This is a genomic window from Anaeromyxobacter sp. SG17 (genome assembly GCF_022690695.1).
Lineage (GTDB): Bacteria > Myxococcota > Myxococcia > Myxococcales > Anaeromyxobacteraceae > Anaeromyxobacter > Anaeromyxobacter soli.
In genome coordinates, this window is the sequence record NZ_JALCYX010000110.1 from 1 (window position 1) to 10629 (window position 10629).

A 10629-nucleotide genomic window follows, 5' to 3' on the forward strand; every position below is an offset into this window, starting at 1 on the left:
CGCGTTCGCGGCGAAGCCGCCACGCGTAGGCGCACGGGACCCGGCGAGCAGGGGTGGGGCCCCCGACGACGGCGGTCAGCCGTCGGCGGGGCGGGGGCGCAGCCCCCGTTAGATCAGATCCCCGGCTGGGGCGGCGCGACGAACCTCGGCGCCGCGGCCCGCTCGCTCCCGGCCGCGCACTCCGTGCAGAGGAGCGCGTAGGGGAGGGCGGCGAGCCGCCGCGGGTCGATCTCCTGGTCGCAGTCCTTGCAGATCCCGTACGTCCCCGCGTCGATCCGCGCGAGCGCGGCGTCGATCTGCTGGAGCTCCCGGCGCTGGTTCTCGGAGAGGCGCGCGAGGGTGTACGCCTCGTGGTCGGTCTGCGCCCCCTCCTCGAACTCCGGATCCCGCTCGGCGGAGCGGAGCGCGTCGAGCTCGGCGTCGGCGCGGCGGAAGGTCTCGAGGATCACGCGGCGGCGGCGCTGCAGCTCGCTCTTCAGCGTCTCGAACCTGTCGTCGGCCACGTTGCGTTCCTTTCGTCGGGACGGTAGATGGAGCGCGCCCGGTCCGGCCGAAACCTCTCTCGCCGCCGCCCCCCGGGCCCCGGGCGCGCCCGGCTCGAAACCTGCGCACCGCGGGTCGAGGCGGCCAGGTCGTCGGGGTTCCGAGAGATCGGTAGGCGCCCGGCTGGCGGGGAGCCAGCCATGCGATGGGACGACGGGTGGTCATGGGACAGGCGCACGTGACGGTGATCGGCGGCGGGCTCGCGGGGAGCGAGGCCGCGTGGCGGCTCGCCGAGGGCGGCGCCGAGGTGGAGCTCGTCGAGATGAAGCCGGGCCGGCGCTCGCCCGCTCACACGCAGGGCGGTCTCGCCGAGCTCGTCTGCTCGAACTCGCTCCGCTCCGACAACCCGCACAACGCGGTGGGGCTGCTCCACGAGGAGCTGCGCCGCCTCGGCAGCCTCGTCCTCTCCGCCGCCGACGCGACCCGCGTCCCGGCGGGGGACGCGCTCGCCGTGGACCGCGAGCGGTTCAGCGCGCTCGTCGGCGCGCGGCTCCGCGCCCACCCTCGCGTGCACCTTCGGGAGGAGGAGGTGCTGCGCCTCCCCGAGGGGCCACAGCTCGCGCTCGTCGCGACCGGGCCGCTCACGGGCGACGCGCTCGCCGCGGACATCGCCGCCTTCGCGGGCGGCCGGCTCCACTTCTACGACGCCATCGCGCCGATCGTGGCGGCGGACTCGATCGACCGTTCGATCGCGTACGCGCGCTCGCGGTACGGCAAGGGCGCCGGGGACGACTACCTCAACCTGCCCTTCGACGAGGCGCAGTACCGCGCCTTCGTCACGGCGCTGCTCGCCGGCGAGAAGGTGCCCGCGCACGACTTCGAGGAGCCGCGCTACTTCGAGGGCTGCCTGCCGATCGAGGTGATGGCCGAGCGGGGCGCGGAGGTGCTCGCGTTCGGGCCGATGAAGCCGGTGGGCCTCGAGGACCCCCGCACCGGGCGGCGCCCGCACGCGGTGGTGCAGCTCCGCCGCGAGGACGTGGAGGGGACGGCGTACAACCTCGTGGGGTTCCAGACCCGCCTCACCTGGCCGGAGCAGCGGCGCATCTTCCGCGAGCACGTGCCCGGCCTCGCGAACGCCGAGTTCGTGCGCCTCGGCCAGATCCACCGGAACACGTTCCTCGAGGCGCCCCGCGTCCTCGCGCCGGACCTCTCCGCGCGGGAGCGGCCGCACCTGTTCTTCGCGGGCCAGATCACCGGGGTCGAGGGCTACGTGGAGTCGGCCGCGTGCGGGCACCTCGCGGCGCGCGCGATCCTGGACCGGCTCGCCGGAAGGGGCTTCCGCCCGCCTCCCCCGGCGACCGCGCTCGGGGCGCTCCATCGACATCTCACCGGCGAGGCCCATCCGCCGGGGTACGATTACCAGCCGTCGAACGTCGTCTTCGCGCTGTTCCCCCCGCTCACCGGGCGCCACCGCGGCAAGGCCGCGCGGAAGGAGGCCCACGTCGAGCGGGCGCGAAAGGAGATCGCGCCGTGGATCGACCCCGTTGCGGACGCCACCCCTGGAGCCTCCGGGCCCTGACCCTCGCCGCCGCGGCCGCGCTCGCGGCGGGATGCACCGGCGAGCACGACGCCGCCAAGAAGCACGGGCTCGGCCGCGCGGTGATGCGCGGGCAGGTGCGCGCCCTGAAGGCCTCGGCCGACGGCGCCTGGCTCGCGTTCCTCGACGGGTGCGCCGAGGTGAAGGGGCAGTACCTCCCGCCCCAGACCGCGAGCTGCGCGCTGCGGGTGGTGGCGGCCGCCGGCGGCGAGGCCCGCAAGGTGGCGCCCTCGGTCACCACGCTCCCGCACGGGTTCGCGTGGGCGCCCCAGGGCGCGGTGCTCGCCGCGCTGGGCGAGTACGACTACCTCTCGGGCGCGGGCACGCTCTACGTCGCCCGCGCCGGCGGCGAGCCGGCGAGGATCGCCGACGGCGTGACGTTCACCGGGTTCGTGCCGGGGAGCGAGCGCGTGGCGGCGATCGCGGGCGGGCGTCTGCTCTGGGTGAACCCCGGCGAGCCCCCCGCGTGGCTGCCCGGGGCCGAGGGCCTCTCCTCGTTCGAGCTCCTCGCCAAGGACGGCGCGCCGCGCGCCGGGGCGACCACCGCGCTCGCCCGCCGCGGCGTCCGCGCGGGGGGGACGCTGCTCGCCGTTCGCGCCGCGAGCGAGCCTCCCGCCCGCGTGGCGGAGCGCACCGGCGAGTACGCCTTCGCGCCGGGCGGCGCGGCCTACGCGTTCACCGTCCAGACGGCGACCGGGTACGACCTCATGCTCTCGACGGGCGGTGCGCCGGCGCGCGTCGCGCGCCAGGCGGGCGCGTTCGCGTTCTCGCGGGACGGCGCCGCGCTCGCCTACGTCGCGGGGATCGCGCCCGGGCAGCAGGGCGAGCTCCACGTCGGCCCCCTCGGCAAGCCGGGCGCCCTGTGCGGTCGCGAGGTGGGCGAGTTCCGCTGGGCGGCCCGCGCGCCGCGCCTCGCCTGGCTCGAGCAGTACGATCCGCGAGTCCGCGCGGGCGTCCTCGGCGCGGGCGGCCCGGGGCAGTCGCCCCGGACCTTCGGCGCGAACGTCTCCGAGTTCGAGGTCTCGGCGGACGGCGCCCACGTCGCGATGCTGCAGCACACGACCCGGGGCGGGTACTCGGTCGACCTCGCGCTCGCGCACCTCGACACGCCGAAGGGGACGCCGGCGGAGCGGGTCGCCCAGGGCGTGTTCGGCTTCGCCTTCTCGCCCGACGCGCGCTGGCTCTACTACCGCACCCGCTGCACGCGGAACGGCGAGGCGTGCGACCTCGAGCGCGTCCCGGCCGCCGGGATCGCCGGGGGGAAGAAGCCGGAGGCCGTGGCGCAGGGGGTGAAGAGCTTCGAGTTCGACCCGCGCGACCCCGGGCGGCTCCTCCTCACCTGGCAGCGCTCCGACATGATCGCGCTCGACGTCGCGCTCTGGGAGGGCGGGAAGCTCCGCTCGATCGACACGCACGTGCTCCCCGGCACCGCTCGCTTCCTCGGGCCCGACTCGCGGGGCGTCGCCTACGCGGTCGCGGACCCGAAGCGGGCGGGGGTGTACGTGGCCGACCTTCCGAGGTGAGGGGCGGCGCGACCTCGACCTCGACCTCGACCCAGAATTCGCCTCCCGCCCACCCCGGTGCTACCGATCGCAGCGTGCCCGTCGACGAGGGGACCCTCCCGCCCGAGATCCAGCGCTTCGCGGCCTACCTCCGCACGGAGCGACGCGCCTCGCCGCACACGGTGAAGGCGTACCTCACCGACCTCGCCCAGTACGCTGCGTACCTCGCGAGCGCAGGGCAGGGGGTCGTGCCGTCCTCGCCCGCGATCGTGCGCGCCTTCCTCTCGCGCGCGGCGGCGGACGCCGGCGCGACGAGCCTCGGGCGCAAGCTCTCCGCGATCCGGACGCTCTACCGGTTCCTCGTGCGCGAGGGGCTCGCCCAGGCGAACCCGGCGCGCTCGGTCTCCGGTCCCAGGCGCCCGAAGCGGCTGCCCGAGGTCCTGCCCGAGGAGGAGGTCGCCGCGCTCGTGGAGTCCCCCGCGCTCGCCGCGCCCCTGGAACTGCGCGACCGCGCGTTCCTCGAGCTGCTCTACGCGAGCGGGCTGCGCGTCTCGGAGCTCACCGGGCTCGACCGCGGCTCGCTCGATCTCGGCGGCCGGCTCGTGCGGGTCCTCGGCAAGCGCAGCAAGGAGCGGATCGTCCCGTTCGGCGTGACGGCGGCCGAGGCGATCGGCCGCTACCTCGACGAGGCGCGGCCGGTCCTCGCGGCGGGGCGCGACCACGCCGGCGCGCGCGAGGCGCTCTTCCTCAACTACCGCGGCGGACGGCTCAGCCCACGCTCGGTCGCGCGGCGGCTCGACCGGGCGGTGATCGCGACCGGGCTGCCTCGCCACGTGCACCCGCACGTGCTGCGCCACTGCTTCGCGACGCACCTGCTCGGCAACGGCGCCGACCTGCGCGGGATCCAGGAGCTCCTCGGGCACGCCTCGCTCTCGACGACGCAGCGCTACACCCACGTGGACTGGAAGCGCCTCGCCGCCGTCTACGACTCCGCCCATCCGCGCGCGAAGCGCGAGCGGAGCTGACCCTCGCGCTCCGGCCGCCGCGTCCCGCGGCGATCTCCGCCGTTGCCCGGGCGCCCGTCCGGCGCTACCTACGGGCGATGCGCCCCTTCCACGGCACCACCGTCCTCTGCGTCCGCCGCGACGGCAAGGTCGTCATGGCGAGCGACGGGCAGGTCACGCTCGACAAGACGGTCATGAAGTCCACCGCGCGGAAGGTCCGCCGGCTCGCCGAGGGCTCGGTCCTCGCGGGCTTTGCGGGCGCGACCGCCGACGCGTTCCAGCTCTTCGAGCTGTTCGAGAAGAAGCTCAAGGAGCACGCGCGCTCCTTGCCCCGCGCGGCCGTCGAGCTCGCGAAGCAGTGGCGCACGGACCGGCTCCTCCGGCGCCTCGAGGCCATGCTCGTCGTCGCGGATCGCGAGCACGTCCTCGTCCTGTCCGGCGCGGGGGACGTCATTGAGCCCGATCCCGTCCCGGGCGGAGCGGTCGTCGCCATCGGCTCGGGCGGTCCGTACGCCGTCGCGGCCGCGCGCGCCCTCCTCGCCCACTCGCCCCTGCCGGCGCGGCAGATCGCGGAGGAGTCGATGAAGCTCGCCGCGGAGATCTGCATCTACACGAACGCGAACCTCACGCTCGAGGAGCTCTAGGCCGTGAAGCCCCAGGATCTGTCGCCGAAGGAGATCGTCGCCGAGCTGGACCGCCACGTGGTCGGGCAGGGCAACGCGAAGCGCGCGGTGGCGAACGCCCTCCGCAACCGCTGGCGCCGCCAGAAGGTCGGGCCGGAGCTCAAGGACGAGATCCTGCCCAAGAACATCGTGATGATCGGGCCGACCGGGGTGGGGAAGACCGAGATCGCGCGGCGCCTCGCGCGGCTCGCCGGGGCGCCGTTCGTGAAGGTCGAGGCCTCGAAGTTCACCGAGGTCGGCTACGTGGGGCGCGACGTCGACGCCATGGTGCGCGACCTCGTGGAGGCCGCGGTGAAGCTCGTGAAGGAGGAGGAGGTCGAGAAGCTCCGCGAGCGGGCGCGCGAGGCGGCGGAGGAGAAGGTCCTCGACGCGCTCGGGTACGGCGGCGGGTTCGGGCTCGGGTTCCGCAGCGCGGTGTCGCGCGTGCGCGGGGAGGGCGAGGGGGAGGCGCCGCCGGCGGCCGGCGGCCGCGAGCGGGCGCGCGCGCAGCTCCGCGCCGGCACGCTCGACGACGAGCTCGTCGAGGTGGAGCTCACCGAGAAGCCGCCGCCGATGCCGTTCATGGCGCCCGGCATGGAGGACATGGCCCAGGGCCTCCAGGACATGATGAGCCAGCTCGGGAACAACCCCATCGTGAGCATGCTCGGGGGGGGCCAGAAGAAGCGGAAGCGCAAGGTGCAGGTGAAGGAGGCGCTCGAGCTCCTCACGCAGGAGGAGGCCTCCCGGATGGTCGACATGGACCGGGTGGTCCGCGAGGCGCTCGATCGCGCGCAGAACGCCGGCATCATCTTCATCGACGAGATCGACAAGATCGCTGGGCGCGACGCCGGGCACGGGCCGGACGTGTCGCGCGGCGGCGTGCAGCGGGACCTCCTGCCCATCGTCGAGGGGTCGAACGTCAACACCAAGTACGGGGTCGTGAAGACCGACCACGTGCTCTTCATCGCCGCCGGCGCCTTCCACGTGGCGAAGGTCTCGGATCTCATCCCCGAGCTGCAGGGCCGCTTCCCCATCCGCGTCGAGCTCGAGCCGCTCGGCCGGGAGGACCTCGTCCGCATCCTCAAGGAGCCGAGGAGCTCCCTCGTCCGCCAGTACACCGCCCTCCTCGCCACCGAGGGCGTGGACGTGCAGTTCCGCGACGACGCCGTCGAGGAGATCGCGCGCATCTCCGCGGAGGTGAACGAGCGGATGGAGAACATCGGCGCGCGCCGGCTGCACACGGTGATGGAGCGGCTGCTCGACGGCATCTCCTTCGACGCGCCGGACCTGCGCGGCCAGCGGATCGTCATCGACGCCGCGTACGTGCGGGAGCGGCTCGAGGGCATCGCCCAGGACGAGGATCTCGCCCGGTACATCCTGTAGCGGCGGCCCGCCGTCCACCCCTCCGGGCGGCCGATCGCTCACCGCCCCACGTGCCCGCTTGCCGCGGGCGAGCCACGGACCGACGGTGGCTCCGGAGGTCACCATGCTCTCCCGCCGCCTGGCCCCGCTCGCGCTCGTCCTCGCCGCCGCGGGGATCGCGCCCGCGGCGGCGCGCGGCGCGGAAGAGGCGCCCGCCGCGCGCGAGCTGCCGGAGGGGCCGCTCGGGGACACGATCCGGCTCGGGAAGGAGCTCTTCGAGCGGACCGGGACGCACCCGCTCACGCGTCGGTACGTGAAGAACGCGCTGAGCTGCGCGTCCTGTCACCCGCAGGCCGGAGCGCAGGCCGGCGGCGCGACCCTCGTCGGCGTCGCGGCGGCCTATCCGGCGTGGTCCCCGCGGGAGAAGGCGGTCATCACGCTCGAGGATCGGGTCCTCAACTGCTTCATGCCAGCATGAACGGGCAGCGGCCGCCGAACGGCGGCGCACCCGCCGTCGCCATCACCGCGTACCTCACGTGGCTCTCGACCGGCGAGCGGATCGCGCAGAACCCCAAGGCGCCGCTCGGGCCGCGCAGCTTCCCGAAGCTGTCCGTGGATCCGGCCAAGGTCGACACGGCGCGCGTCGCCGCGCTGTACGCGGAGCGCTGCGCCGCGTGCCACGGCGAGGACGGCCAGGGCGACCCGCCGGTCTGGGGCCCGCGTTCGTACAACGCGGGGGCGGGGCTCGCGGACGCGACGAAGCTGGCGGGGTTCCTCAAGGTGACGATGCCGCCGGACGAGCCGAACCTCCAGGACGGCGAGGCGGTCGACCTCGCGGCGTTCGTGAACGCGAAGCCGCGGCCGGACTTCGACCTGTCGCGTCACCTGGGGCCGTCCGGCGCGTACAACGCGACCGTACGAGAGGAGCGCGTCCGCGCGCCGACGTGGCCGCCGCGCCCCGCCGGCAAGCGCTGACCCGCGGGGCCCGCGCCGCTCTAGAACACCCGCCCCGCCGCTGCTATAAGCGCTAGATGACCGGCAACAACGAGGCCGTCGCAAAGCGCGCGCAGAAGGTGCTCACCCCCAACTACCGGCAACAGCCGGTGGCGATCGCGCGCGGCGAGGGCGTCCGGGTCTGGGACGCCGACGGGAACGAGTACCTCGACTTCCTGGGCGGCGTGGCGGTCAACGTGCTCGGGCACTGCCACCCCGCGCTCGTGAAGGCGCTCGAGGAGCAGGCCCGCACGGTGTGGCACGTCTCCAACCACTACTTCATCCCGCGCCAGGTGGAGCTCGCGGAGGCGCTGCTGAAGGTGACCCCGTGGGCCAGCCGCGCCTTCTTCTGCAACAGCGGCGCCGAGGCCAACGAGGCGATGCTGAAGCTCGCCCGCAAGTACCACCACGACCTCGGCCACCCCGAGCGCAACGTGATCGTCTCGTGCGACGACTCCTTCCACGGACGCTCGCTCTTCACCGTCACCGTGGGCGGGCAGGAGAAGTACCGCCAGGGCTTCGAGCCCCTCGTCCCCGGCGTACGCCACGTGAAGTTCGGCGACGTCGCCGCGCTCGAGGCCGCGCTCGACGGCACGGCGGCGGCCTTCATCGTGGAGCCGATCATGGGTGAGTCGGGGGTGATCCCCGCGCCCGAGGGGTACCTGCAGGCGGCGCGCGAGCTCACGCGGCAGCGCGGCGTGCTGCTCTGCCTCGACGAGGTCCAGACCGGCATGGGCCGGACCGGGAAGCTGTGGGCGCACGAGTGGGCGGGCGTCGTCCCCGACCTCATGTCGAGCGCGAAGTCGCTCGGCGGCGGCTTCCCCATCGGCGCGCTCCTCGCGTCGGAGGAGGTCGGCCAGCACCTCACGCCCGGCAGCCACGGCAGCACCTACGGTGGCAATCCGCTCGGCTGCGCGGTGGCGCTCGCGGTGCTCGCGGAGCTCGCGGGCGGCGTGCTCGAGCGGTCGCGGGAGGTGGGCGCGCGGCTGCGGGCGGGGCTCGAGCGGCTCGCCGCCGGCGGCCGGGTGGCCTCGGTGCGCGGCCGGGGCATGCTGCTCGCGCTGGTGGTGAAGGGCGTCTCGGCGGCCGAGGTGATGAAGGGCGCCCGCGCCCGCGGCCTGCTCGTCAACGCCATCGGCGAGGACGTGCTGCGCCTCGCTCCTCCCCTCAACCTCACGGCGGCCGAGGCGGACCTCGCCGTCGAGCGGCTCGCCGCCGCCCTCGCGGCGGCGCCCGCGAAGTCCTGATCCAGCGGAGATCCCCCCATGGCACGCCCGACCGGCACGAAGCGCGACTTCCTCCGCCTCACCGATCTCGACCGCTCCGAGCTCCTCGAGCTCGTGGAGCGCGCCGCGGAGTGGAAGCTCCTCGGCAAGCGGGGGCCAAGGCCCCTCGAGCACGCGACCATCGGCCTCGTGTTCGAGAAGGCGTCGACGCGGACGCGCGTCTCGTTCGCCGTGGCCGCCTACCAGCTCGGCGGCGACGCCATGATGCTGTCGCCGCGGGACACGCAGCTCGGGCGCGGCGAGCCCATCCGCGACACCGCGCGCGTCCTCTCTCGCTACCTCGACTGCCTCGTCGTCCGCACCTTCGAGCACGAGAAGATCGAGGAGATGTCGCGCTACGCCTCGGTCCCGGTGGTGAACGCCCTCACCGACTCGTCGCACCCCTGCCAGCTCCTCGCCGACCTGCTCACCGTGACCGAGCGCTTCGGCGCGGACGCGCTCTCGAAGGGCGGGCTGTCGGTGGCCTGGATCGGCGACGGCAACAACATGGCGAACAGCTGGCTCGAGGCCTGCGTCCTGCTCGGCTTCGACCTGCGCATCGCGTGCCCCGAGGGCTACGATCCCGATGCGAAGCTCCTCGCCCGCGCCGGCGCCCACGCGCGGGTCGTGCGCTCGCCGGCGGAGGCCGTGGACGGCGCCCACGTCGTGAACACCGACGTCTGGGCGAGCATGGGCCAGGAGGGCGAGGCGGCCGAGCGCCAGCGCCGGTTCGCGGGGTTCATCGTCGACGAAGCGCTCATGCAGAAGGCGCGTCCGGAGGCGATCGTCCTGCACTGCCTCCCGGCCCACCGTGGCGAGGAGATCTCCGACGGTGTGCTCGAAGGGCCGCAGTCGGCGGTGTTCGACGAGGCCGAGAACCGGCTCCACGCCCAGAAGGCGCTGCTTGAGCTGCTGCTGTCCCCCCGCTAGAGGTGGGTCCGGCCATACCGGGCCTTTCGGGTGGCGCACCATCCGTGGTGTGCCGCGTTGACCCTCCCCGTGACGGCCGGTAATGTCGCCTGGCCAGCGGGTGGCGGGGGTCATCTGGCTTGAACAGCGACAAATTCAGAGGGTTCCGGTTCGCACCCGCGGACCTCGCCGAGGACGTCGAGCTCGAGCTCGACCGTCGGAAGGACGTCCTGTTCGCCGCAGCCCACGCGGACGGCTGGACCCACTGGGAGGCGCTGGGCCTGCCGTGGAACGCCTCGGTGGAGGCGGCCCGCGCTGCCTACCTCGAACAGGTGAAAGTCTTCCACCCCGACCGCTACGCAGGGCGCCGGCTCGGGAGCTACCGGGAACGGCTGGAGCGGGTGTTCCGCAGGGTCACCGAGGCGCGGGACGTGCTCGCGGACGAGGACCGCCGCGCCGCCTACGCCCGGGAGACGGCGCCGCCCGAGGCGCGCGCGAAGCTCGAGGCTCGGCGCCTCGAGGACGAGCGTCGCGCGGCAGAGCGCCGGGCCCGGCTCGTCCGCCAGAACCCCATCGTCGGTCGCGCGTCGCGCGTGGGCGAGCTCGTCGCGCGGGGGAAGGAGGCGCTCGCGGAGGGCCGCCTCGCGCAGGCCGCGGCCGACCTGCAGCTCGCGCTCGGCCTCGACCCGCGCCACCCCGACGCCGTACGCCTCGCCCCGGAGGCCCGCCGCCGCGCCGCCGCGCAGCGTGGCGGGAGGCTCGTCGACGAGGGCGCGGCGGCGGAGGCCAGCGGCCGGCCGGGCGCGGCGCTCGCGGCCTACCGGGAGGCGCTGGAGATCGATCCGGGCAACG

The 10629-nt window shown here is 74.7% G+C and carries 11 protein-coding genes; 10 read left to right on the forward strand and 1 reads right to left on the reverse strand.

Annotation, left to right across the window (positions count from 1 at the left end):
* Positions 1 to 113: 113 nt before the first annotated feature.
* A complete protein-coding gene (locus tag MNY60_RS22285) occupies positions 114 to 503 on the reverse strand; it encodes a TraR/DksA C4-type zinc finger protein (protein WP_242341125.1) in 390 nt (129 codons plus the stop codon).
* A 203-nt stretch (positions 504 to 706) separates the two neighbouring features.
* Here MNY60_RS22285 and trmFO point away from each other — a divergent pair, with 203 nt between their 5' ends.
* From trmFO to MNY60_RS22335, 10 genes are all read left to right on the forward strand, one after another.
* Positions 707 to 2062, forward strand: coding sequence for a methylenetetrahydrofolate--tRNA-(uracil(54)-C(5))-methyltransferase (FADH(2)-oxidizing) TrmFO (gene trmFO, locus MNY60_RS22290; RefSeq protein ID WP_242361916.1), 1356 nt, complete (start codon positions 707 to 709; stop codon positions 2060 to 2062).
* Positions 2014 to 3603, forward strand: a complete 1590-nt coding sequence (locus MNY60_RS22295; protein WP_242341127.1) for a hypothetical protein — start codon at positions 2014 to 2016, stop codon at positions 3601 to 3603. Before trmFO ends, MNY60_RS22295 begins: the two co-directional genes overlap by 49 nt.
* A gap of 74 nt (positions 3604 to 3677) precedes the next feature.
* Positions 3678 to 4607 (forward strand): tyrosine recombinase XerC, encoded by a 930-nt coding sequence (gene xerC / locus MNY60_RS22300; RefSeq protein WP_242356376.1) that lies wholly within the window; start codon positions 3678 to 3680, stop codon positions 4605 to 4607.
* 77 nt (positions 4608 to 4684) lie between these two features.
* Positions 4685 to 5230, forward strand: a complete 546-nt coding sequence (gene hslV / locus MNY60_RS22305; RefSeq protein WP_242341129.1) for an ATP-dependent protease subunit HslV — start codon at positions 4685 to 4687, stop codon at positions 5228 to 5230.
* A 3-nt stretch (positions 5231 to 5233) separates the two neighbouring features.
* Complete coding sequence (hslU, locus tag MNY60_RS22310; protein ID WP_242341130.1) at positions 5234 to 6631, forward strand: ATP-dependent protease ATPase subunit HslU; 1398 nt, start codon at positions 5234 to 5236, stop codon at positions 6629 to 6631.
* Positions 6632 to 6734: 103 nt separating this feature from the next.
* Positions 6735 to 7088, forward strand: coding sequence for a c-type cytochrome (locus MNY60_RS22315; protein ID WP_242361918.1), 354 nt, complete (start codon positions 6735 to 6737; stop codon positions 7086 to 7088).
* A complete protein-coding gene (locus MNY60_RS22320) occupies positions 7085 to 7585 on the forward strand; it encodes a c-type cytochrome (protein WP_242361921.1) in 501 nt (166 codons plus the stop codon). Before MNY60_RS22315 ends, MNY60_RS22320 begins: the two co-directional genes overlap by 4 nt.
* A gap of 56 nt (positions 7586 to 7641) precedes the next feature.
* Positions 7642 to 8850 carry an acetylornithine transaminase gene (locus MNY60_RS22325; protein ID WP_242341132.1) on the forward strand — a complete coding sequence of 403 codons (1209 nt, stop codon included), beginning with the start codon at positions 7642 to 7644 and terminating at the stop codon, positions 8848 to 8850.
* An 18-nt stretch (positions 8851 to 8868) separates the two neighbouring features.
* Positions 8869 to 9798, forward strand: a complete 930-nt coding sequence (argF, locus tag MNY60_RS22330) for an ornithine carbamoyltransferase (protein ID WP_242341133.1) — start codon at positions 8869 to 8871, stop codon at positions 9796 to 9798.
* A gap of 119 nt (positions 9799 to 9917) precedes the next feature.
* On the forward strand, positions 9918 to 10629 hold a 712-nt coding region (locus MNY60_RS22335; RefSeq protein ID WP_242361923.1), incomplete at its 3' end, for a DnaJ domain-containing protein.

Bases quoted from the DNA above. Each gene is read 5' to 3' on its own strand.
- trmFO (WP_242361916.1), top strand. From the start codon at position 707: ATGGGACAGGCGCACGTGACGGTGATCGGCGGCGGGCTCGCGGGGAGC.
- hslV (WP_242341129.1), top strand. From the start codon at position 4,685: ATGCGCCCCTTCCACGGCACCACCGTCCTCTGCGTCCGCCGCGACGGC.
- MNY60_RS22315 (WP_242361918.1), top strand. From the start codon at position 6,735: ATGCTCTCCCGCCGCCTGGCCCCGCTCGCGCTCGTCCTCGCCGCCGCG.
- MNY60_RS22320 (WP_242361921.1), top strand. From the start codon at position 7,085: ATGAACGGGCAGCGGCCGCCGAACGGCGGCGCACCCGCCGTCGCCATC.
- MNY60_RS22325 (WP_242341132.1), top strand. From the start codon at position 7,642: ATGACCGGCAACAACGAGGCCGTCGCAAAGCGCGCGCAGAAGGTGCTC.
- argF (WP_242341133.1), top strand. From the start codon at position 8,869: ATGGCACGCCCGACCGGCACGAAGCGCGACTTCCTCCGCCTCACCGAT.